Below are 23,468 nucleotides of genomic sequence, written 5' to 3' on the forward strand. Positions count from 1 at the left end.
TTTCCTTAGCCCCATTCCGAATCCGGCCAATTCAAAAGTTCTATTCATTTCTATTACCCGGCCGTTTCCGCCATGACACACCCGAACCACCATATCAGCAATAATCGTCGCATAGTCTCAGCCGGCCGCTTTTTCGACCATACCAAAGACCCACCGGAGCCCGGCAAAAGTCTCTTATAGGTAATCATCATTTTGTAGCATAATGCTTATTGGTTCAACAGAAGACGGAAACTTGCCGCTACTTATGATACGGTTCACGCGCTGTCTGTAACGGCAAGTTTTAGGGCCATCCTTTTGCGGGATGGCCCTTTCTTTGATTCGCTTTGATACGCCTTTTAGGTTCTTACTTGGATTCGATGCGGCCTAACGGATTGGTGCCCTCCTCCAGAGCTTTCTGGGCTTCCAGCCAGCTGAAATCGTCGAGATTAAGCACATCGCGAAGGTAAGACCACGTGAGTTGCCGGAGCAAAGCAACTCGTTCGGGGTTCTCGTCCGTCGTCTCCGCGATGTTGTACCCGGTAATTCCGCCAAGAGTGTGTTCTGCCCCAAAGAGGGTGAGCAGGCTCTTACTGCCCGGACTCAGGAAATAGGGGTCGGTGAACCAGTCCGGTCCCCGAGTAGACAGCAGGGATTGGTCATGATCCCCCACCACCACCAGGGTCGGCGTTCTCATGTCGGAGAAGCTCGGGTTCATAAATGAGAAGTGCTCTGCCGCGAACGGAGTCAAGTCAGCCCCGCCCAGTCCGGGTGTTGCAAGCAATACGCCCGCCTTGATACGCGAGTCGGACATGTCCTCTCCCAGTTCCCCGTAGGCATCGAGAACGCGCGCACCGAGCAGCATGCTCACCGTTTGACCTCCCCACGAGTGTCCGGCTGCAGCGATACGACTTCGGTCGAGACGTCCGCTTAGACCCGGAACGGAAGCTTCAATAAAATCAAGTTGGTCAAGGACGAGCTTTAGGTCCTCGACACGGAAAAGCCAGATCAATGGTGTACGGGAATCGTCAGGAGGAAGATTCAGCGTCCTCGAGTCGAGATGGGTGGGTTGAATGACCACGAAGCCGTGAGCAGTCCAGTAGTCGACTAACGGATCATAGCTGTCCAACGACTTACCAAAGCCATGCGAGAAAATAATAATAGGCAATTGCCCCCCCATCGCTGGCGCTGAGACCCGCACTTGCAAATCCTCACCGCGGCCCGGGGCTGACAGCACTACCGGCTTTACCGAGATGACTGGAGTAGACGTACTTACGTTCATTTTCATAATAGATGTTCCTTTCTTGATCTTCTCAATATCAGCTCGGGTTGACACGTCAACCTAAAGCAAATGTAGCATATTGAAGTTGACACGTCAACCATGCTATTATATTCCCATGGATAAGAGCAAACTGAACGAAGAAGAAATTCAATTATGGTATAAGTGGAAAGGCTCCTTTCACAGCATCTTCGGTCGCGTAATTAAAGAGATGTCCGAGCACACCGGACTATCCGAGGGCGATTATGGGGTATTGGATCGGTTAGACCTTCTGGGGGACGGCAGCCTTCGCCAACAGGAGCTGGCCGAATCCATGGACTGGGATAAGAGCCGATTGTCACATCATCTGACGCGGATGGAAAAACGCAGGCTTGTGATGAGGAAGCCAATAGACGCAGATCGCGGTGTTCAAGTCAGCATCACTCCCATTGGAAAATCAGCATTAGATGGTGCCCGTCCCATCGTCTCAATGGCCATACGCAAACATTTTCTGGATCAATTAACCGATCTGGACATTGAGTCGATTACGAAGCTGGCGGAAAGAACAAAAAAAGGGCCTACAGCGTCTTGTAATGCCTCGACGCCATGACCGCATTTTTTGAAGCAGATAAGTTGAACGTTAATTGAACAGGCCCCTTCCGCCACAACGGCGGAGGGGGCTTTGGCTTTCCGCAAGCAAAAGTCCCCCTCCAGGTATCACATCGTTCTATGACCCCAAAAGCTCGCAGAAGCCCGTTGCGCCGACTTTTCCGCCGACTGGCCCATACCATACCAAACCCATGCCCGGCAAAACGCCTTTCCAAGCCCTGTAATTCAACAATTTGACCATGATGTCGGTAACTACACCACTTGCCTAATAGTCTCAAATGGGTGCCTAATCCTATCCAACCCTCTTTCACTAAAAAGCGACATACATTAGAGTTAGGAACAAGGATTGTTATAGGAGGAGCTTATGTCAGATCAAATCAATCAGCTACAAAAAGAGCTTGCTGAACGCATTGAACGTCATACCGGCAGGGACGGCTTTCAGTTTACTGAAATTCCAGCCCTCACATTCTCGCGTTATTCCACATCGCATTACTCCACCGTGTCCGGGCCACCATATGGACTTTATAACCCATCCCTCTGTATCGTTGTTCAGGGCATGAAAAAAGTAATATTTGGTGGAAATCACTTCAGGTTTGGTCCATCGAAATACCTTGTTGCATCTATGGATTTACCGATTATCAGCGAAGTGCTGGAAGCATCTGCTGAGTTCCCCAGCTTGACATGTAAAATCGATTTTACGCCCGTTCAAATTCTAGAGTTGTTAAGCGATGATGAACTCAAGATAAAATCACGTGGAACATCCAGAAGCGGAATGTATGTTGCCCAGCTAGATGTATCTTTGTTAGATGCTGTCGTAAGGCTAGTTCGTCTACTGGAAAAACCGGCCGATATCGCTGTCCTTGCCCCGCTTTTTATAAAAGAAATTTTATACAAAACGCTTCACGGTGAGCATGGGGACTCATTACGGCAAATTGCAAAGGATGTGAGTCCCGCCTTTCATATTAAACATGTAATCCAACACATTCTGAAACATTTTCAGGACGCTTTACGCATTGAGGATCTGGCGGATATCGCCAGGATGAGCGTTCCATCGTTCTATAGACATTTTAAAGAAATAACCGCCATGAGCCCGATTCAATTCCAGAAGCAACTGAGGCTTCAGGAAGCCCGTCGCCTATTAATATCCGAGTCAGCGGATGTTGCAAATGCTGCATTTCAGGTGGGCTATGAAAGTCCGACACAATTTAGCCGCGAGTACTCCCGGATGTTTGGATATCCGCCAAGAGAAGATATGAAACGACTTAAAGGAATGGATTAGCAAAGAGAGGATGCTTGATCCTGATAGGATTAGGCATCTTTTTGATTTGATTGTGGTAACGGATGCTTATGCATTCGCTGCATAATTAGAGATGAAAAACGAACTATTAAGTTCTTACCAGAGAGGATGATTATCTTGTTAAAGCGAACCCTGGGGAGCAATGGTTTAGAGGTTTCTTCTATTGGGCTGGGTTGTATGGGAATGAGCATGGGTTATGGCCCTGCTCCAGATAAGAAGGAAATGATTTCGCTAATTCACAAAGCTTTTGATCAAGGCATCACATTCTTTGACACCGCTGAAATGTATGGCCCTTATACAAATGAAGAGTTGGTTGGCGAAGCTCTTGCTCCGTTTAAAGGGAACATCGTTATTGCAACGAAGTTTGGCGTTGAAGTGGAAACCGGCAAGCCCGTGCTTAACAGCAAACCGGAGAAGATCAGACAGTCGGTTGAAGGTTCTCTTAAGCGACTTAAGGCCGATACGATTGACCTGTACTATCAACATCGCGTCGATCCGAATGTCCCTATCGAAGAGGTCGCCGGAGTCATACAGGATCTCATCAAGCAGGGCAAGATCAGACATTGGGGACTTTCAGAAGCAGATGTGGACACGATTCGCCGTGCCCATGCCGTACATCCCCTCAGCGCAATTCAAAGCGAATACTCGATGATGTGGCGCAGCCCTGAGGAGGAATTGCTGCCTGCCCTTGAGGAACTTGGAATCGGCTTAGTCTCCTTCAGCCCGCTTGGCAAAGGCTTTCTAACAGGTACAATCGATAAAAATACCAAGTTCGACCATTCTGACAACCGGAATTTTTCCCCTAGGTTCAACACGGAGAATCGGGAAGCCAATCAGGTTTTGGTGGAACTTATAAATAACCTTGCCGCGGAGAAAGAGGCAACGCCCGCTCAAGTCGCATTGGCTTGGGTGCTTGCTCAGAAACCATGGATTGTTCCGATTCCTGGCACAAGTAAATCGGAGCGGTTGGAAGAGAATCTTGGAGCGGCCGAAGTTAAGCTTAACCCTGAAGAGCTAAGCCAATTGGACATCGCGCTGTCAAAAATCAAGATATCCGGCGATCGCTATCCGGCTGAGATAGCAAACAAAATGAGCAAATAAAACTTAAGTATGACTCGACGTCCGACCGTTTTTGAACCAGCCCCTTTCACAGCAAAAACACTGTAGGGGCTTTTTGATTTTCGGCAAGCCCTGCTATGAATACTCTTCGTTAATTTCGACCTGCTCCAAAATATTCAGCCATTCCTGAGGATTTGCATAAGTCAAAATCGGGTGATGTTTTGAGAGCACCAAATCCCCTATTACGGCAATTTTGTCTTCCGATCAAAGAACTTTCGATTATTTTACTAAAGACGAAGAAGCTGTTTTTGCCCTCAATTTAGCAAGGTTCTCCCCATGAAATCCCTTCACAATTAACCAGGCTGCCAAGCTCATCTCGTAAACGCCCACAGGAAGCGCCATCAAGCCTTTTACCGCCGAATAGGGTCCGATGATCCCGAACATTTGCAGCAAACCAGCTAAAAATACCATAACCGCTGTAATCATTCCGAAAATCGCTAACGGTTTAGGCACATAGCCTGTTCGATAAAGCAAATAACTATACAGACTAGTATTTATGCCCAACATGAAATTTGGACCCAACATAGCCGTCCAGCGATAAATCGACTGCAGCAACAGTCCTATGGGCTCAAAATTGGTTTTACTTGCTAAGTTAGTTGTATCATAATACGAACTAAGTTGTAACAAACCCAATATGCTTACGAGACCTATCGCAATAAAAACAGCTTCCATAAATCGAAAACAAAGATACCCTAATGCAAGATGCTCATTCCAATGCCGAACGTAGGGAAACAGCATGACTGCCGTACCAACAGCCGTTACCACAAGCAAGAGGTCATTCAATACACCGATTAACACCTTCGTTTCCGATCCATTTGCCACGACCATCTGCCATTGTTCTGACAAAACCGGTCCATACAAAACAACCGCTATGATGGACGTCACTGCGGCAAGAATATAAAAAATCCCCAGTATCCTTGCATTCCTTCGGTCTCGCGTCATCTTTTTTGCCTCCTAAGATAATAAATTTATTTGCTGATGGACGTATGGTATACTTACCTGCAAACACTTCACATAAGGAGTCACTATGGACCATAACGAAGTCATCGAACGCGCTTTGATCCATATCGAGGGCCATTTGCAACAATCCTTGACCGTAGAATCCGTTGCCAATACCTTCAACATGTCTAAATACTATTTTCATCGGCTGTTTTCTGCTATGATGGGCTGTTCGTTAAACCAATACATCCTATCCAGAAGATTGAATGCATCTTTAACCTTTATTCAGGACAAGAACAGGTCGCTAACCAATATTGCATATCAGCTCAACTTCGGTACGCAAGCCTCATTCACTCGTGCTTTCAAACGACAATACGGTGTAGCTCCAAGTTCTTTAAGAACAGGAGTCACAACTATCCCTCCGGTCCCCATACCTACAGTAGTGAAAAGACCCATAAAAAACATTAACGGTGATATCGTCACGGATTTCACCCTGACCGAATTCAAGGAGACCCGAATCAGCGGGATCGCCTTTGAAGTGAATTTAGCCAATAATGATTACAAGGAGAAGATTCGCGCACATTCAGAAATGCTGTTGAGTCACATTGATGAAACTATAAATGGTCCCTGTTATGTCATTTATTCAAACTGTCAACCCGATTCAACTCGGTTTAAGGTTCTGTTTGGGATCCCAAGCAGCATTGAAATCGATAAACCTTATTATTTCACGGTGGATGTGCCGCAAATTTTTTGTGCCAGGTTCAACTATTGCGGTGAACTACTTGACATTGGGGATGTACTGAAAAGCGACTATGCCCGATTTTTAAAGATCTCCAGGCAGGAAACGGCAGAAACCGATATTGAACTCATTCAAGCTTTTGATGACGTCCACCATCTGGATTCAACCTACCATATCTATGCACCTATCAAAAAACTCCCTGCCGATTCTGACTTGTAATTTCGCGGCTCGCCTGTCATTCTGTCTGCTCCTTTCTTTGCTTGACTTTGATCATTCCTTCTCTGCAAATAAAATAACATAACGGGTTTTGCTCGGCTTTCCACATCTTGCTGTAATCAGGGACGAAAAAATGCATCTCTCTCGAGATGCACCCTGATTGACTTCTTGTTAACTAACAGGAGCAATCCGCCCATCAGTGATTTAATGATACAGTTCCCCACGCTGTCTGTTCATCATTGCGTTGCTCTGTTACCTAAACAAAATTAATAGGCCGCTCTCTAACTTATACAGCTTTAACCGAGTGTGCATCCGTCTGCTTGCACCGAAAGAACAGCTCGCCCTTCGACCAATTGATGAACGGCTGCTCTATTGCATAATGCTGGCGTGAACTTTTGATAACTAAGTCCGAATACCTGCTTTATGTCGCGACAATGTGGTAATTCCTGACCATTGATTTTGGAAACGATCATTGTCACAATAGGATAAACAGCCAGATATTACGGAGTTGTTACTTTTTGAGGCAGGCAAAGACCTGAGAAGAGTCATGTTCGGCCCATTCTTGAATTGAAGGGACGATGCTTGATTCTATAAAGGTCTATTTGCCGCGCGAAATGATAGCCGCTACATGCACCACGGTTGGGAGGAGCTGCAATGCCCCGGGAAAATATTGCCCCGAAACAGAATGAACAGACCGAAAGGGAGGACCGCGGGTCAGCAAAAGCATCGGCTGTACGTCTGATTGTGCTGGCGGGTGGCGCCAGCAATATATCAGAAGCTACTCACTGCACAACCCGGCTTCGCCTTAGACTCCGGGACATCTCCCTAGTGGATGAAGCCAGCCTGTCTGGCTTGCCGGAGGTTCAGGGTCTATTTTTCCAGTCCGAACAGCTGCAAATCATACTCGGACCGGCCTACGTCTTCAAGGTACACCGGCAGATTGTCCGTATCCTTCAAGACGGTGGGCCTGTCCAGCAGCAGGAAGTGGAACTCCCGCCGATGCCGTCATTAGAACAACCAAACCAAAAGTACACTGCCGGTTCCGTCAGGACGCCTTTTTCTTTGTTAAGAAAGGCTGTCGATACGGTCAGCTTCTTCTCCGATATTGTGGTGCCCATGATTCCGCTTTTTGTCGGGGTCGGCCTCCTGCTCGGTTTGCTCGGTATGATAGAGGTCTTCGGGTGGGCAGCGCAGGACAGTATCTGGTTCAGGACCTTGTCACTATTGACCCGATCGGCATTTCAGCTGATGGCCGTGATGTTTGGCTACCACACCGCCAAGCGGTTTGGAGGGACCCCACCGCTCGGTGCTGCAATCGGCATTATCATGACCCAACCCGATCTGCTGCGGGTTACCGGATTCGGAGGAACGCAGGTAAGCTCGGCTGATCTATTGCTCGCACCACAGTTCGGATATCAAGGTGTAGTGATTCCTACTATTCTTGCCGTATTGCTGATGACTCTAATCGAGAAGGGGCTTCGCCGGATTCTCCCGTCGTCGACTTCAATGATGCTAATTCCCTTCCTAAGCCTTGCCACTGGAGGCACCTTTGCTATCCTGGTCATTGGACCGCTCACTTCTCAGCTTGGCGGCGCTCTAAGCAGCATGCTGGAACTTGCGTTCAGACAAGGCGGTACCGTTTTCGGGCTGCTGCTTGGCGGAATCTACAGCGCAATCGTCGTAAGCGGGCTGCACCATGGGATTCAGGCTGTTGAAATCGGACTGATTACCAATCCGGATATCAGCGTCAATTTCCTGCTCCCTATCTGGTCTATGGCCAATATCGCACAAGGTGCAGCCGGACTGGCCGTGTACGCCAGAACCCGGGACAAGGCATTGAGGAAAATAGCGCTGCCCGCCTCGATCACTGCCTTTTTCGGGATCACCGAACCGGTTACCTTTGGAATTAACCTGAAGCTTGGCCGCCCTTTCTTGGGCGCTGCGGCAGGAGGAGCTGCAGGAGGCGCTTATGTAGCTTTTCATCAGGTGGCAGCTGATTCATTCGGTTTGACCGGGATTCCAATGATCGCATTTATCGTCCAGCTCGGACAGATGAATCTTATCCATTACATGATCGGATTTCTGCTGGCAGCAGTAACAGCTTTTATGATTACCTGGATTCTTAGTGTTGACGAGCCGTCTGGCTTAAGGAACGAAAGAGCATAGGAGAACAACATGAAAATCAAAAAAATTCTGAACAACAACGCGGTTGTGGTGAACGACCTCGGAGAGGAAAAGATTGTCATGGGCTCCGGGATTGCTTTTCAAAAACGGAAAAACGATATTATTGATCCATCCCTGATCGAGAAAGTGTTCATTATGGACGACCCGGAGCAATACGGCCATTTGCAGGAAATGCTGCGGACATTACCTGAAGAGGAGATTGCAGCATCAGAACTAATTATTTCATACGCGGAGCATGAGCTGGAAGTAACGTTTAATGAACGCGTGCATATTGCACTGACGGATCATCTCTCCTTTGCTTTGGAGCGAATCCGTAAGGGGACGATGATCCAGAACACGCTGCTGGATGAAATCCGCATTTTATTTCCGAGAGAGTTCAAGATTGGACTTCATGCCAAGAGCATCATTCGCGAAGCATTGCAGGTTGATATCCCTGAAGATGAGGTGGGATACATCGCCATGCATATCCATACCGCCTGGAAAAACGCTGGTGCTCGCGGGACTGCCGCCGAAATGGCGGCAATGCTGCGGGATATTGCCGAAGCCGTGGAGCGGGCCGCTGGCATTATTCTGGAACGAAGTTCTGCCAACTATGAGCGTCTAGTGACCCAGCTTGAAAATATTCTGCGGTCCGACGAAACCGGCAAGCTGCTTAGTGAGCTGAACCCGGAAATTGTACGAATTGCAAAGGAACGTTATTCCCAGGAATACGCCCAAGCCAAAGAGGTTGGGGAGCAGGTGGAAGAAGATTATGACTATGTGCTCATCGACAGCCAGCTGGTATTTATCGCCATGGAAATCAACCGGATCAGCATCCGGTCGAAGAATGGGAATATATTGTAACCGGACATTCCGGGTCCATAGACCCTTGATAATGCTATGAACTAACGAAAAACACCTCTTTCATCCTAAAAAAAACAGGAATTTCAGTCTATAGCGATTATCCGTCATTAAATAATAGAATTAACGTGACAGCAAAATATTGTCGGGATTGTTACTGTTAAGCAGGCAAGACCTAAAAATCCATTTGGGAATCGATACTTTTTTAAGTGTCCCCCAATGGTATTTTTAGGTCTTTTTTCTGTTTTAAGAGGACATAGCCGAAACAGAAAAGGAGACAGGAAATATGAAGATCAAAAAGATTGTAAGACAAACAGCAGCAGTAACCTTTGCAACAGCATTACTTGCAGGTGGCGGGGCTTCAGCTTTTGCAAAAGGTGGAGACAGTAAAGACTTCAAAGAAAGCTACGGCTTTTCCCACATCACCCGTTCTGACATGCTAAAAATACCAGAGCAACAAATGAGCGAGCAATTCCAAGTGCCTCCATTCAATGCTTCCACAATCAAAAACATCTCTTCTGCACAGGGTGCAGACCAGTGGGGCAACCCTATCGACCTTGATGTCTGGGACAGCTGGCCGCTCCAAAACGCGGATGGAACGGTTGCTGAGTACAACGGGTACCATATCGTTTTTGCTTTGGCGGGAGATCCGAAAAGAGGATGGGACACATTCATTTACATGTTCTATCAAAAGGTGGGCGACACCTCGCTGGATAGCTGGAAAAATGCCGGAAGAGTATTTAAGGATAGTGATAAATACGTTTCAAACGATCCGATTCTTAATAATCAAGCAGAAGAATGGTCCGGTTCTGCAACCTTGACGAAGGATGGCAAAGTCCGCTTGTTCTATACCAACCGCCAAGGCTGGGATCCGGCGAACGGATTTTTTGGCAAGCAAACCTTGACGACCGCTCAGGTGAATGTATCGAAGCCGGATGCGGATACACTGAAGGTGGATGGTGTGGAAGACCTCAAATCAATCTTTGACGGAGACGGAAAGACCTATCAGAATGTGGATCAAGCCTTCGGTGGAGGCGATTATGCGGATAACCATACATTAAGAGATCCTCACTACGTTGAAGACAACGGTCATAAATACCTTGTTTTCGAATCCAATACCGGAACGGAAACGGGTTACCAGGGAGAAGAATCGCTAAATAACAGAGCTTACTACGAAGGAAACAAACCCTTCTTCGAAGCTGAAAAAGATAAATTGTTGTTTGGTCCCAAGAAATCTCTGGCGACATTAGCGAACGGCTCACTGGGTATTATCGAGTTGAATGATGACTACACACTGAAAACCGTTATGAAGCCGCTCATCGCCTCCAATACCGTAACAGATGAAATCGAACGCGCGAACGTCTTTGAAATGAATGGCAAATGGTATTTGTTCACGGATTCCCGAGGCTCCAAAATGACTATTGATGGAATTGGCGCCAATGATGTATACATGCTGGGCTATGTATCAAATTCATTGACCGGTCCTTACAAACCACTGAACGGCAGCGGACTTGTTCTGCACATGGATCTTGATCCGAATGATCTTACCTGGACTTACTCTCACTTCGCAATCCCGCAAGCGAAAGGAGACAATGTGGTCATCACTAGTTATATGACTAACCGGGGCTTGTACGCTGACCAGCATTCCACCTTCGCGCCAAGCTTCCTGGTGAACATTAAAGGCTCAAAAACCTCGGTTGTCCAAGACAGCATTCTTGAACAAGGACAATTGACAATGAACTGATCCCTTGAACAAAGATAAGCGTGCTTTTAAACGCCACTCTCTGATCTGTCACATTTGCTTGGCCTTTATACTCACTATTGGAATAGCGGTTTATTTTTCCGGACGGAACACGGCACCGGAGGAAACCTCTGCTACCCAATCACATCAGACCTATCGAGCCAATTATCATTTCACAACACCCGACAAATGGAAAAATGATCCGCAAAGGCCGGTTTATATCGATGGAGTATACCACTACTATTATCTGTATAATCGAGACTATCCCACCGGGAACGGCACCGAATGGCGGCATGCGACCTCCACAGATCTGGTGCACTGGAAAGACGAGTCGATCGCGATCCCCAAGTATACCAATCCAAATGGCGATCCCTGGTCAGGGTCGGTCGTTGTAGATGAGGCAGGTACGGCCGGGTTTGGAAAAGGAGCTCTGATCGCGATTGTAACGGAGCCCTCCGCCGATAGCGGGCAGCAGGAGCAATATTTATGGTACAGTACCGACCATGGATACACATTTACCGCTTACGGTAATGCTCCCGTTCTGCAGAACCCGGGGACAACCGATTTTAGAGATCCCAAAATCATCCGGGATGACTTATCCGGCAAATGGGTCATGGTCTTGGCTGAAGGCACAAAAGTAGGCTTTTATGAGTCTCTGGACTTAAAAACCTGGCACTATGTCAGCGGCTTCGCAACGGAGAAACTCGGAATTGTAGAGTGTCCTGATCTTTACCTGATACAGGCGGACGACGGGACCTATAAATGGGTGCTTGGCGTTAGCGCCAATGGCACCTCATCCGGTAAACCTAACACCTATGCTTACTGGACAGGAGACTTTGACGGCAAGACATTTTTCTCCGATCAGAAGAAACCGCAGTGGCTGGATTACGGTTTTGACTGGTACGGCGCTGTAACCTTTGAAGATGGTACAAGCAGCGACAAATCACATCACCGTTATGCTTTAGCCTGGATGAATAATTGGGAGTATCCCCATAATACACCCACGCTGCGGGAAGGGTTCAACGGAATGGACTCGATTGTTCGCCGAATTGAGCTGAAACAGGCAGGCGAGGGCAGCTATCAACTTGTCTCGAAACCCCTGGAGGCCTTAAGTCAAGCATCAGATGCAGCCGCCGCCTATGGGCCAATCGTTGTGAATGGTTCTGAAACGCTGCCTTTCACAGGAAATGCATACGAGCTTACCGCCGATATCACTTGGTCAGCGCTCAGGAATGTTGGGCTCAGGCTTCGGGAATCAGCCGATGCAAGCCATCATGTGGACACCGGAGTTTCTGTAGAGGGCGGGTACAGCTATGTCAATCGGGCTTACACAGGGAACCCTGATAAGAGCGGCAAATATCTGGAGAGCAGGGCTCTCTTCGATGTAAGCAATAAGAAGGTTCACCTGAGGGTTTTTGTCGATAAGACGAGCGTGGAGGTCTTTATAGATGAGGGGGCCATTGTTTTTTCCAATGTCGTTTTCCCCGAATTAGACGATCAGGGAATTACCCTGTTTTCGGACGGCGGCACAGCAGTTTTTAGTAATATTATGATCAAGCCGATCAAATAAATTTCCTTGCCATTCACCCGATTCCACATCAATTTGGAATCGGGTGTTTTCTGCGGCTCATCTTTACTTCTATACTATTCGTTCCGAACCATCCTCGCATCACCATACAAATCAAGATAACCTGACAACATACGTTATGAACTGGTACACATTATCCTTCAGAGCCGAGACGGAAGCCAGCAGCTTTTTGCCGGAAGGGCTCCAGCGCAATTGGTCAGCAACCTCAATATCGTTCAGCACGGGCGTCTGTTCTCCAGTCTCCACCTCCGTAATGAACAGACCATCCTGATTGTCGGCGGCGCTTGCGGCAGTCGTCACATAGGCTAGCTTGCTGCCGTCCGGCGACCAGCTTGTGCCGAAAATCTGCTGGCCCGATGCCACCCGGGACTGTTCATTACCTTCGCTGTCGCAGAGCAGCAGCACCATTTCTCCTGGCCCCTTCCGCTCCACAATCGCCAGTCTGCTTCCATCCGGTGAGGGAACGACCCACATGACATTTTTTTTCAGAGCCTTGGACTGCTTCGTTGCGGTATCATAGGCGGTAAGCTGGCTGTCTTCCCCGGTCACATAGAACACCCTGCTGCCGGACTGAACAACCTCATGCACATAAGGGATTCCGGTCTTGAGTACTGTGTCCTGCTTGCCGTTTATATCGGTTGAAATGATGTTTCCTTCCATATCCGGGAAAATAACATGCTCATTATCTGCCCATTTTCCTTCCTCATTTCTGAATTCCGCATCGCTTACTTTCACCGAAGTCCCGGCAGCCAGGTTCATGATATAGCCGATCCCGGTCGCGTCATACAGTTCTTTGTAAAAGAGCTGTTTCTTGTCCGGAGACAGCTGCGCCGCGCCATAATTTTTGTCTCCCTCCTGAAGCGGCGTGTCATTCCCCGAGGAGAGCGTGCGGAGATAGAGATTATGCGGATACCGTTCCTGGCCCTCGATTGTCTGCGGGGGAAGGCTGCGGTTCTCTTTGTCCACCACAATCGTATCCTCACTGGCAAAATCCAGCCCGCGCACACCCTCCACCTTGTCGATGCCCGCAAGCTTCAGCTTGGTGTAGACCGATTCGCTGGTGTTGTCGAGGACGGTGATTTTTTGCCCGCCTTTTTCTACGACCTGCCGTGTCTCCGTATTTCCTGTGCTGCAGGCTGTGACCCAGAGCAGAACTGCTGTGCTCATGAGAATCAGCGCCACCTTGCCTGCTCTGCCGCTCATTGTAATGTTCATGAATGTATCCCCCTAGAGGTTGTGTTGCTCCAAGCATACTGAAGGCATATTTCCAAAGCATCGCGGAATGTTTCCAAGTTGTAAAACTTCAGCCCTTAATCCACCGCCGGAAAAGAGAGTTCAAACGCTGATCCGGCTCCACCTGTGTCCAGCAAAGTAATGGTCCCGTTCTGCTTCTCCACCAGATTTCGAACGAGGGAGAGGCCAAGCCCCGTACCCCCGGACTGTCTGGACCGGTCGCGGTTGACCGTGTAAAAGGGCTCGAAGATTTTGTCCCTGGACCCATCCGGAATGCCGATCCCGGAATCCTTCACCGTAATCCAGACCCGGTTGTCCCTGACCTCGCTGTGAAGGTGGATCATCCCTTGCGGAACATTGTATTTGATCGCATTGTCGAGGAGGTTGATGAAGATGTGCATGAAGCTCTCCCGGTCGATCCAAATATGGGCCGGCTGGACATCCAGCGTAATCGTCAGACCATACCGCTCCGCCTTGCCGTTCATGCGCCCGCAGATATCGCGCAGTTCCTCCGCTACCTCCAGCCGCCCGGCCTGGGACTCGAAATCATATTTCTCAAGCGCCGTCAGTTGCAGCACCTTCTCTACCATTTCGTACAGCCGCTGCGTTTCTTTGGCGATGTTAAGCTTGGCGTCATGCAGCAGCTTGGGATCATCCTCGTACATGTTCAGCAGATCCACATAAGCCTTGATCGAGGTCAGCGGCGTCTTGAACTCATGGCTGATGTTGCCGATGTACTGCTTCTGCTGCTGCTCTAGCGCCTGCAGCTTCTGGACGGCGAGCTGCAGCTTATGCTGCTCCGCATCCTTCGCGGCAATGCTGCTCTCAATCTCCCGGCTCATAAAATAAATACCCTCGGCCAGCTCGCCCAGCTCATCCTTGCGCTTCACCGGCGGTGCAGTAATATAGTCGGCCCGCTGTATAGACTCCGCCGCCTTTTTCAATCGCCCGATGGCCACCGCAGCCCGGTTGAAATAAAGGTAACCTCCGATGAAGCTGAGGAGCAGAACCGCGCCCCCTGTGGTTAGGAACAGATTCAGCAGCGTCCGCTGGAAGCTCTGTGCGCTTGCCAGCGAATACTCCAGCTGCATAGCCCCCATCTGGCTGTCCGGCCCTTGCAGAGGCGCCAGATAGAGCAAGGTATCGCCTGCGCTCTGGTAGGCGATTTTATTCTGCAGCGCATAGGCCAGCGCATTTGCAGGCTTCGGTCCCGCTGATGCAGCCTCCCCTTGCCGGGAGCTGCCGACCTGCTGGCCCTGCGCATCATAGAGCGTAACCGCAAGGCCGGTGAATCCGGCCAGTTCGGCGGCCAGCGCCTTGCCCCGCTGCTGCATGAACGCCTGCGGCTCCAGCCGTGCTCCGGTATAGTAGGTCTGCTTAACCCGCAGATTTACTGTTTTGGCATGCTGGGCCAGCGTGCTCTCCATCTGTGCCTGCTGATTCAGACTCACTCCGCGCAGCACGAAAAAGCTCAGGATGCTTATCGCCAGAATTAGCAGCACGGCCAGGAACAGGCTGAACTTCAGCTTGATGCTGATTTTCATGCGAAGCTCCCTGCCGGGACGGCCTTATAGCCGACGCCATAGACGGTCTGGAGAATATTCTGGTACGGCTCGCCCAGCTTTTTGCGCAGCCGCTGGATATGGATGTCCACCGTGCGTGTGCCGCCGGCGTAGTCCATCTCCCAGACCTGCTCTAGCAGCTCTTCGCGCATATAGACGCGCTGCGGATGGGACAGCAGCAGGAGCAGAAGATCGAATTCCTTCGGCGTCAGCTCCAGCGACTCGCTGCCCAGCAGGACCGAACGCCGGTCCGCATGGACCTGCAAAGCGCCGTACTCAATGACCTCGCTTTTAACCTCGGCGGTGTTCTTCTCGAGCCTACGCAGCAGCGCCTTCACCCTCGCCAGCAGCTCACGGATTTCAAATGGCTTGGTCATATAATCGTCCGCACCCAGCTCCAGACCGACGATTTTATCGACGATATCATTTTTGACGGTTAGAAGAATAATTCCGATATCATCCCGGTCCTCCAGCTTGCGGCATACATCATATCCGCTCATCTTCGGCATCATCACATCAAGCACCATCACGTTCGGACGGAACGCAAGCGCTTTGCCGAGCGCCTCTTCACCGTCACCGGCGGTATCCACCTCATAGCCTTCACGCCGCAGCGCGTAGGCAATTGCACTTACAATGCCCGGTTCATCATCCACTACCAGCACTTTTTTGGCCACCCTGCGATTCACCTCTTTCGCTTGCATTTATTTTCACCCTTGATTTCCACAATTACTCTTCCGGTATACTTCCAGACGGGCTTAAGCCCGAAAGGTTCCCATAGGCAAAAAAGAAATGCACCCAAATCGTCATCCAAACGTAGTATCCGGAAGAGGCTCATTCTTTAGGTTATCTTAAAGAAGAGTTAAGCTTAATCTCAGCTTTGCCGGGTACAATGATATTAGTTGAAGCACCTTAGCTAACGTAACCAATAACCCTGCGCCGATATAACAACACATGAAAAGAGGATGACTTATGAATATAAAACGAGTAATGATTGTGGGGTCGATGATTGTAGCCATCTCCTTCGGAGGAACCGCCTGGGGCAAGCCCCTGGCAAGTGCCAGCCCGGTCGCTAAATGGTCTGCTACCAGTGTAGCTGAAAAGGATGACCTATTGGAAGCATTGAACCAGTCATCAGATGAAGAACTGTACGATTCGCTCTATGACGGTAAATCTCTGAAGGATATCGCTGCAGATAGTGGCGGTAACATTGACAGCGTCATCAATTTGCAAGTCGCCCAGCTTACACAGCAGCTCGATGCAAGGCTCGCCAGCGGCAGCATCACCCAGCAGCAGTATACCGCCCAAAAAGCCGAATTGAAAGAGATCGTGGCGCAGAGCGTCCTGACTTCATTCGGCTAACAGAGAGTACATAGTACTCGGTCGTCTGGAACAGGCCATCCCATCTGCAGGAAATATGCGGATGGGATGGCCTGTTTTTTTTGGGGTGGAGCGGCGACACGCGGCGGGATTAACAACGGCATTTTTGCCTTTGTTTCACGCCCAGCTGCCTGCGGTGGCACTAACAACGGCACTTTTGCCGTTGTTTCACGCCCAGCGGCTCGCGGCGGCGCCAGTAACGGCATTTCTGCCGTTGTTTTGAAAACTCAAGCCGCTTTCCGCCCGATCACGGCTTGAAAATCTGCTTCACTGAGCCGCGGCCCTGATCGGCTCTCAGCTCAACCTCAGCGTATGCTCCGTTGATGAAGGTAAGCTGCGGCGGAACATGCCCACAATCAATATCATAAATTACCGGCAACTGCAATTCCTCCGCCATGTCCCGGTAGACGTCCTCCACCGTATAATCCTCGACTGGCCGGTTGGCGGCGCTTCTGCCGAACATCAGACCCGCTGAGTGTTCAAACCATCCCGCAAGCTTCATCTGCACCAGCGATCTGCGCAGGTCGGTTACAGACAGCTCACAATTCTCCATATACCACAGGATTGGTTCATCCCCAATATAATGCTGCTGAAAATGCCGGAGATCACCAAACGGCGTGCCGATCAAATGTCTGATTACATCAATGCATCCGCCAAGTAGACAGCCTTGAATATGCACATCCTCGCCGGAAACGGAACGCCAGCGGGTCTGCTCCGTCAGGTGAAACACGCAGGGCGAGGATTCGCCGAAGTTCCATTCCTTTTGATAGCTTGCAGAAGAGTGCTGGAGAATGGCTTCCCCTGTCTGTGTTGCCAGCACCTCCTGCCACATCGCTGTAGTATCGTCCATGAATTCCCCTCTGAGATCAATCAGGTTGGTTCCATGCGCAGTGGCGATGCCCGTTCTCAGAGTGATTGCCAGCAACAGAGCACTAACATCTGAATATCCCAAGACCCATTTGCAAGGCATCGCATCAAAATCAACAGCTTCCAGAATCTCAATCAGCAGTTCTCCGCCCCAAGGCGGGAAAATAAGCTGAATACTCTCATCTGCCATCATCTGATTGAATTCGGCAGCACGCACTTTGGCCGGTGATGATTTGGCCTTGACCTGGGTCCACACGGTATCGCCGCATACTACGTGAAAGCCTGTCGACTCCAATCGGCTGACTGCCAGCTTCAGCAGAGCATGATGGTTCGCTTTTACCCCGGATGAAGGGGCTGTTGTGCCTATTACGCCTCCTGGCCGTAACGACGGATATCTGATCATTATAATTGCCTCCTCCAGTACAAACGGCCGTCCCATTCGTTATTAAAATAAAAAAAGTGACATTCAGTCTGCGTTCAGCAGGAATGTCACTTTTATAGTAATGTGGATGCTGAAGCACCGCTCTATGCTCCTGATTTGTCCCGCTTAATCTCCAAAATATCGAGGAAAAAGACAAAGATCGGAATACCGAGAATGAGTCCCCATATGCCAATATAATGCTCAGAGAACAGCAGCACGATAAAGGTGTAGAACATCGGCAGATTCATTTTGGAGGACATCAGCTTCGGATTGAGGAAGTACCCTTCCATCACATGCAGCACGGCAATCAGCGCCAGTACGTAAATGATCATCGTCAGCCCGCCAATATTGTAACCTATGATGCACAGGGGAATAAGTGAGATCACAAAGCCTACAACCGGAATTAGACTGAGCAGGAAAATCATGATGGACAACGCGAAAAGGTAAGGGAAAGGCGAAAAGAACATGCCAAGTATCCACAAGCCGCACACCGTAAACATCGTATTGAACAGCGCGATAAGAATTTGTGCTTCAATGACTTTGCCGAAGGAGGCGATGAATTTTTTGCCAAAATACTCCAGCTCCACGTAAAACCAGGAAATCTTGCTCTCTCTCAGGCGGGAGGTAAAGCTGACAATCCGGTTTTTTTCCAGGATAAAGACCAAGCTTAGAATGGTTGATAATACGAAGGTTGTGCCCCAGTCGCTGATCCTCAGCACATATTCAATACCATGGGTCATATAGGACTGATAGTTCAAATCCTTGAGTTTTTCGAATATATACTGCGCAATCTGGTTTTGCGGGATATCATCAGGGGTTAAATTCGTCAGGAAATCAGCCAATTGCTTAATCTGAATAAATACCCTGGGCAGGTATTTGACGAGCGCCATCACAATCATGGTGATTAGAGCGACGTATAGGAGGATGATGATCACCTTGCTATTCACCTTGACAAATTTGCCGATCTGCTTGGACAGCAGCACCTGAAAGCTGTTCATCACATAAGCCATCAGAAACGTGAGCAGCACCAGATTCAGCATATCTCTAATACTGTACAGCAGCAGTGCAATCAGCCCCAGAATCAAAAAGCGCCGGACTGTTAAATTCGCATAATAACGTTTAAATACATCCATTGTTCTTCTGTTCCTCTCCATTCGCTTGCGATTAGGACTTTTGTATATAGTTTATAGTCTACAGTAACGAAAACACTTATAGCAACTGAATGCCCCGCTAAATACGCGAAAATACAAATTTATTGTCGAAATGCCGGAGGTTTGCTGGGTCATGCCGCCGTTGTGCTATAATGTGCAGGTAAAAAAGGATACGCCGTCCTTAAAAGGAGTATATGCTTTCTAATAAATTTTTAAAAAAATTGGAGGTTCACCTGTATGGGCAAAATCATCTGCATCACCGGCGCTTCAACTGGAATCGGCCTGTCAACGGCTCTGAAATTCGCCAAGGAAGGCTGGACCGTCTATGCCGGAACCCGCAACCTGGACCGCGATCAGGAGCTATACCGCGAAGTGGACAATCTTAAGTTTGTCGAGCTGGAAGTCACGAAGCCGGAGAGCATCGGGCGGGTTATAGATCAGATTGAACAGGAGCAGGGAACGCTCGATGTGCTGTTCTGCAACGCCGGCTTCGGCTACCTCAGAGCGCTGGGGCAAGCCCCGATGGAGGACATTCACCGTGTCTTCGACACCAACGTCTATGGGGTCATGCATACGATCCGGGCCGCACTGCCACTGCTGCGCAAGACCGGCTACGGGCATATTGTGGCCACCTCCAGCGTAGGCGGACTGGTGGGCCAGCCTATGAATGAAATCTACTGCGCCAGCAAGTTCGCGTTGGAAGGCCTGCTGGAAAGTCTCGCTACCTATTACAAGCCGCAGTTCAATATTGATGTGACTTTGCTTGAACCCGGCGCTATCGCCACTGAATTCAACAAAACCGTGCTTGGGCACATAGCCGATACCGGCGGAATTCTGGAAGACGAATATAAACCAATCCTCGATGCCTACAGAGCCACTTTCCTGCAGCGCAATACGGAGCCTCAGACGGCGGATTCCGTTGCCGAAGTGATGTGGGATCTGGTGAACATGGAGACCAAGCCGCTCCGTATCCGCACTTCAGAGCAGGCCGAAAAGTTCGTCTCCCGCAAAGTAAGCACAGACCCTGCCGGTCTTGAAGGTGTCCTCAGCACCCGCAAAATCCAGCTGAACTTGTAAGAGATCAGCCTGTAAACACCGGAGCCTGCTCATCGGTATCTACAACCGTCTTCAGGCTGCAGATTTAATCCGGTCCCGCTCCCCTGTGCCGACCTCATGTAGACTGTCCGCTGCCTTCCCATATCCAGGGATTGGTAGCGGTGCGGGATGCCAGGCTGCTATCTGCTGCCGGAGCTACCAACCTATTGTGGAAAAAGGACAACTAATTCGTGTAATTTGTTCCCGCCAAGGACAATAGCTGGAAAAAAGGAACCTAATTCGCCCGAATGGGCTGATACAGGCAAAAATCCCCTGAAATAAGTGGAGAAAATCCAACTTAGGCTTGCTGCATAGACAAATCCAGCAGATTAGTTCTACTAATTCCACCTAATTCTACACAGCACCGCCTTATTTCAACTAACTCCCCTGGCTCTTTCATTTCACACACAATTCTATTCCCTCTATACATCCTATGCCGTTTTTCCGTTTCTTCTCATACGTCTATTAGACGATACGCGTTTCAGAAACACGGCAGAAATACACAAACAAAATTTGTTCAATTCCGCAGTACAGCAGCCGTACATTAACATATTCTGGACGAAGGAAAATTTACACCGCCGTTTCACGCAAAATTGCCCTCCTGGCACATATGGCCAGGAGGGCAATCTGTTCTCATATCACGCCTATCTCTGAATAGGCTCGATCCGGTATACTCCGGCGCTGCCGGCAGCTATAATCTGCCAGCCGAAGGACAGAACCGATTCCAGCCGGTTCTTCTCGTCCTCTGTCAAAGCCACTTCTACAGCTTCCTTGCCTTCCTCCAGCTCCAGCTCCGCCTGTATGCCAAGCGCGACGGAAATCCAACTGCGGATGCCGCGGATCGTGTTGTACTTGATCTGGTAGCCGCCGGTCACCGCCTGCCGGAACTGCTCAGACTGCTCGCCCGCCAAAGCGGTCAACTGTGCATAATCGAATTCATATTCGCTCTCATCAACCGGAAGCTCTCCCGATTCAACTCTGCGCAGCAGCTCTTCATCGGACCAGCCCAGGGAACGCAGTGATTCCACCAGCAGTGCATCCCATTGCGACAATTTCACTTTGTTTAAAATATCAGTCATCTCATAACCTCCCATTACGATTGTAAATTAATCGAACTATATAAGTTGAACTTTAGATTTTCATACTAGGGTCTGGTCGTAACTGCGGGGAATGTTTGGACTTCCGGCCGCTGCCCGCCTGCAGATTTCTTGATTATTACCGCTGTTCGCGGTTGAAATCCGCAGACAAAGGCGGTCGCTACCGCTCCTACAGTTCCAAACTTCCCCTCCGCACTCCTACCTTTTTATGATTTTTTTAAGTTAAACTTATTTAGTCAAGAGCCACGTAGTGGCCCGGGCTTACTTCACGGAGCTCAGCCTGCTCACCCGCGTTGCCTGCCCCGGCATAGCCGTCCAGTTGTATCCGCTGGCTTACCTTCTGCGGGTCTGTCTCCAGAATGGAAGACAGCAGCGCTTTGGTGTAGGGATGAAGCGGATTGTCGTACAATTCATCGCTCTCCGCAACCTCAACCAGGCGGCCCCCGTACATGACGCCGATGCGGTCGGAAATATGCCGGACCATTGACAGGTCATGGGCGATGAACAGATACGTCAGACCGAACTCGGACTGCAGGTCCTCCAGCATATTGACGACCTGGGCCTGAACCGAAACGTCGAGGGCTGAGATCGGCTCGTCGCAGACGACAAATTCAGGCCGTACCGACAGCGCCCGGGCAATGGAGATGCGCTGGCGCTGTCCACCGCTGAACTCGTGGGGATAGCGGTACAGATGCTCTCTCTTGAGCCCTACCCGCTCCAGCAGCGCGGCGACCGCTTCCTTACGCTCTTCGCCCTGGTAGATGCCGTGGATTTTCATCGGCTCGCTGATCAGCTCCAGCACATTCAGGCTCGGATTCAGCGAAGAATACGGGTCCTGGAAGATCGACTGAATCCGGCGGCGGAAAGGCTTAAGCCCCTTCTCGCCCAGTTTGCCGAGCGGCTGTCCGTCGAAAGACACCTCACCTGCCGTATAATCGTACAGCCGGAGCAGACAGCGGCCAACCGTAGACTTGCCGCTCCCGGATTCGCCCACCAGACCAAAGGTCTCGCCCTGGCGGATCTGGAAGCTGACGCCATCGACGGCCTTCAATACGGCTGTATCGCGTCCGCGCATATCCTTGCCTTTGGAGAAGTGTTTCTTGAGATTATTCACATCCACCAATACCTTGCTCTCACTCACTGGAATCCCTCCCCTCAGCATAAGCTGCCGGCTGCTCCTGCGTCCCCTGTGCCAACCAGCACATTGAGCGGTGGCCCGGAGAGAGTTCTACTGCCGGAGGGAGCTCTCTGCAGCGGCCAAAAGCATGTGGGCAGCGCTCCATAAACGGGCAGCCGGGAGGCGGGTCGAGCAGATCGGGCGGTGTACCCTCAATCGGAATCAGCCGTTCACGCGAACCGCCGCCGCGCTTCGGAATGGAGCGCAGCAGGCCTTGGGTGTATGGATGCTGGGGCCGGTAGAAGATATCCTCCACCGTTCCTTCCTCCATAATCAGCCCGCCGTACATGACGATTACCCGGGTGCAGACCTGCGCCACCACGCCGAGGTCATGCGTAATCAGCGCGACCGCTGTATCGGAATTGCCTTTAAGCTCTTTAAAAAGGTCAAGAATTTGCGCCTGTATCGTTGCATCCAGCGCCGTTGTCGGCTCGTCGGCAATCAGCAGCTCCGGCTGGCAGGAGAGCGCCATAGCAATCATTACCCGCTGCCGCATGCCGCCGCTGAATTCATGCGGATATTGCTGCAGACGCTGCTCCGCATCACGGATGCCCACCTGGCGCAGCATCTTGGCCGCCTCGGCATAAGCAGCGTCTTTATCCAGCCCACGATGCCTGCGGATAACCTCTGTGAGCTGCTGGCCGATTTTTTTCACCGGATTGAGCGAGGTCATCGGGTCCTGAAAGACCATCGCAATACGGTTGCCGCGCAGGTGCCGCCACTGCTTCTCCGAAAGCCCGGACAGGCTCTCGCCGCGAAACCGGATATTTCCGGCAGTGATGCGGCCCGGAGGCGTAATGAGCGACATGATCGCCTTAGCTGTGACGCTTTTGCCGCTGCCGGATTCCCCGACAATCCCAACAGTTTCACCGGCATCTATATGAAAACTGACTCCGCGGACGGCCTTGTTCTCTCCATCCCGGGTAGCGAACGAAACCTTCAAATCTTCAACAGACAGCAGATGTTCCGTCATTGTGTCTTC

General features: G+C 50.1%; 20 protein-coding genes. 10 read left to right on the forward strand and 10 right to left on the reverse strand.

What is annotated here, in order from left to right:
* Window positions 1-343: 343 nt before the first annotated feature.
* Entirely contained in the window at window positions 344-1,264 is a 921-nt protein-coding gene (locus tag AC0LWN_RS22140) for an alpha/beta hydrolase family protein (protein WP_474669131.1), read from the reverse strand.
* Window positions 1,265-1,373: 109 nt separating this feature from the next.
* Between AC0LWN_RS22140 and AC0LWN_RS22145 the strand changes: the two genes are divergently transcribed.
* The 3 genes from AC0LWN_RS22145 to AC0LWN_RS22155 all read left to right on the forward strand — a co-directional run bounded on the left by AC0LWN_RS22145 (window position 1,374) and on the right by AC0LWN_RS22155 (window position 4,241).
* Complete coding sequence (locus AC0LWN_RS22145; protein ID WP_474669133.1) at window positions 1,374-1,844, forward strand: MarR family winged helix-turn-helix transcriptional regulator; 471 nt, start codon at window positions 1,374-1,376, stop codon at window positions 1,842-1,844.
* Window positions 1,845-2,207: 363 nt separating this feature from the next.
* Window positions 2,208-3,122: an AraC family transcriptional regulator gene (locus AC0LWN_RS22150; RefSeq protein WP_474669135.1), complete on the forward strand. Its 915-nt coding sequence runs from the start codon at window positions 2,208-2,210 to the stop codon at window positions 3,120-3,122.
* 135 nt (window positions 3,123-3,257) lie between these two features.
* The gene (locus tag AC0LWN_RS22155) at window positions 3,258-4,241 is read left to right on the forward strand and encodes an aldo/keto reductase (protein ID WP_474669137.1); all 984 of its coding nucleotides are present in this window, start codon (window positions 3,258-3,260) and stop codon (window positions 4,239-4,241) included.
* A gap of 237 nt (window positions 4,242-4,478) precedes the next feature.
* Here AC0LWN_RS22155 and AC0LWN_RS22160 read toward each other — a convergent pair whose 3' ends face one another.
* Window positions 4,479-5,201 carry a DUF4386 domain-containing protein gene (locus tag AC0LWN_RS22160; RefSeq protein WP_474669140.1) on the reverse strand — a complete coding sequence of 241 codons (723 nt, stop codon included), beginning with the start codon at window positions 5,199-5,201 and terminating at the stop codon, window positions 4,479-4,481.
* A gap of 85 nt (window positions 5,202-5,286) precedes the next feature.
* Here AC0LWN_RS22160 and AC0LWN_RS22165 point away from each other — a divergent pair, with 85 nt between their 5' ends.
* The 5 genes from AC0LWN_RS22165 (at window position 5,287) to AC0LWN_RS22185 (ending at window position 12,488) form a co-directional block, all read left to right on the forward strand.
* The gene (locus AC0LWN_RS22165; protein WP_474669142.1) at window positions 5,287-6,156 is read left to right on the forward strand and encodes a helix-turn-helix transcriptional regulator; all 870 of its coding nucleotides are present in this window, start codon (window positions 5,287-5,289) and stop codon (window positions 6,154-6,156) included.
* Between the two features lie 651 nt (window positions 6,157-6,807).
* Window positions 6,808-8,319 (forward strand): PTS transporter subunit EIIC, encoded by a 1,512-nt coding sequence (locus AC0LWN_RS22170; RefSeq protein WP_474669144.1) that lies wholly within the window; start codon window positions 6,808-6,810, stop codon window positions 8,317-8,319.
* A gap of 9 nt (window positions 8,320-8,328) precedes the next feature.
* On the forward strand, window positions 8,329-9,180 hold the full coding sequence (locus AC0LWN_RS22175; RefSeq protein ID WP_474669146.1) for a PRD domain-containing protein: 852 nt from the start codon (window positions 8,329-8,331) through the stop codon (window positions 9,178-9,180).
* A 283-nt stretch (window positions 9,181-9,463) separates the two neighbouring features.
* Window positions 9,464-10,921: a glycoside hydrolase family 68 protein gene (locus AC0LWN_RS22180; protein WP_474669148.1), complete on the forward strand. Its 1,458-nt coding sequence runs from the start codon at window positions 9,464-9,466 to the stop codon at window positions 10,919-10,921.
* A gap of 76 nt (window positions 10,922-10,997) precedes the next feature.
* Window positions 10,998-12,488 (forward strand): glycoside hydrolase family 32 protein, encoded by a 1,491-nt coding sequence (locus AC0LWN_RS22185; RefSeq protein ID WP_474669251.1) that lies wholly within the window; start codon window positions 10,998-11,000, stop codon window positions 12,486-12,488.
* A gap of 111 nt (window positions 12,489-12,599) precedes the next feature.
* Here the strand turns inward: AC0LWN_RS22185 and AC0LWN_RS22190 are convergent, their stop codons facing one another.
* The 3 genes from AC0LWN_RS22190 to AC0LWN_RS22200 form a co-directional block, all read right to left on the reverse strand.
* Window positions 12,600-13,721, reverse strand: coding sequence for a TolB family protein (locus tag AC0LWN_RS22190; RefSeq protein WP_474669150.1), 1,122 nt, complete (start codon window positions 13,719-13,721; stop codon window positions 12,600-12,602).
* 95 nt (window positions 13,722-13,816) lie between these two features.
* Window positions 13,817-15,283, reverse strand: a complete 1,467-nt coding sequence (locus AC0LWN_RS22195; RefSeq protein WP_474669152.1) for a sensor histidine kinase — start codon at window positions 15,281-15,283, stop codon at window positions 13,817-13,819.
* Entirely contained in the window at window positions 15,280-15,975 is a 696-nt protein-coding gene (locus AC0LWN_RS22200; RefSeq protein ID WP_474669253.1) for a response regulator transcription factor, read from the reverse strand. Before AC0LWN_RS22200 ends, AC0LWN_RS22195 begins: the two co-directional genes overlap by 4 nt.
* A gap of 295 nt (window positions 15,976-16,270) precedes the next feature.
* Here AC0LWN_RS22200 and AC0LWN_RS22205 point away from each other — a divergent pair, with 295 nt between their 5' ends.
* A complete protein-coding gene (locus AC0LWN_RS22205) occupies window positions 16,271-16,660 on the forward strand; it encodes an SHOCT domain-containing protein (protein ID WP_474669154.1) in 390 nt (129 codons plus the stop codon).
* A gap of 265 nt (window positions 16,661-16,925) precedes the next feature.
* On the opposite strand, the gene AC0LWN_RS22210 is transcribed toward AC0LWN_RS22205, so the two are convergent.
* Together AC0LWN_RS22210 and AC0LWN_RS22215 are read right to left on the reverse strand one after the other, a co-directional pair.
* A complete protein-coding gene (locus AC0LWN_RS22210) occupies window positions 16,926-17,948 on the reverse strand; it encodes a S66 family peptidase (RefSeq protein ID WP_474669156.1) in 1,023 nt (340 codons plus the stop codon).
* Between the two features lie 122 nt (window positions 17,949-18,070).
* Complete coding sequence (locus tag AC0LWN_RS22215; RefSeq protein WP_474669158.1) at window positions 18,071-19,099, reverse strand: AI-2E family transporter; 1,029 nt, start codon at window positions 19,097-19,099, stop codon at window positions 18,071-18,073.
* A 255-nt stretch (window positions 19,100-19,354) separates the two neighbouring features.
* Here AC0LWN_RS22215 and AC0LWN_RS22220 point away from each other — a divergent pair, with 255 nt between their 5' ends.
* On the forward strand, window positions 19,355-20,194 hold the full coding sequence (locus tag AC0LWN_RS22220) for an SDR family oxidoreductase (RefSeq protein WP_474669160.1): 840 nt from the start codon (window positions 19,355-19,357) through the stop codon (window positions 20,192-20,194).
* 662 nt (window positions 20,195-20,856) lie between these two features.
* On the opposite strand, the gene AC0LWN_RS22225 is transcribed toward AC0LWN_RS22220, so the two are convergent.
* The 3 genes from AC0LWN_RS22225 to AC0LWN_RS22235 form a co-directional block, all read right to left on the reverse strand.
* Complete coding sequence (locus AC0LWN_RS22225) at window positions 20,857-21,291, reverse strand: hypothetical protein (protein WP_474669163.1); 435 nt, start codon at window positions 21,289-21,291, stop codon at window positions 20,857-20,859.
* A 250-nt stretch (window positions 21,292-21,541) separates the two neighbouring features.
* Entirely contained in the window at window positions 21,542-22,471 is a 930-nt protein-coding gene (locus AC0LWN_RS22230; RefSeq protein WP_474669165.1) for an ABC transporter ATP-binding protein, read from the reverse strand.
* On the reverse strand, window positions 22,443-23,459 hold the full coding sequence (locus AC0LWN_RS22235) for an ABC transporter ATP-binding protein (RefSeq protein WP_474669167.1): 1,017 nt from the start codon (window positions 23,457-23,459) through the stop codon (window positions 22,443-22,445). The genes AC0LWN_RS22230 and AC0LWN_RS22235 overlap by 29 nt, the downstream gene beginning before the upstream one ends.
* Window positions 23,460-23,468: the final 9 nt, after the last annotated feature.

This window comes from Paenibacillus sp. sgz302115, assembly GCF_056120445.1.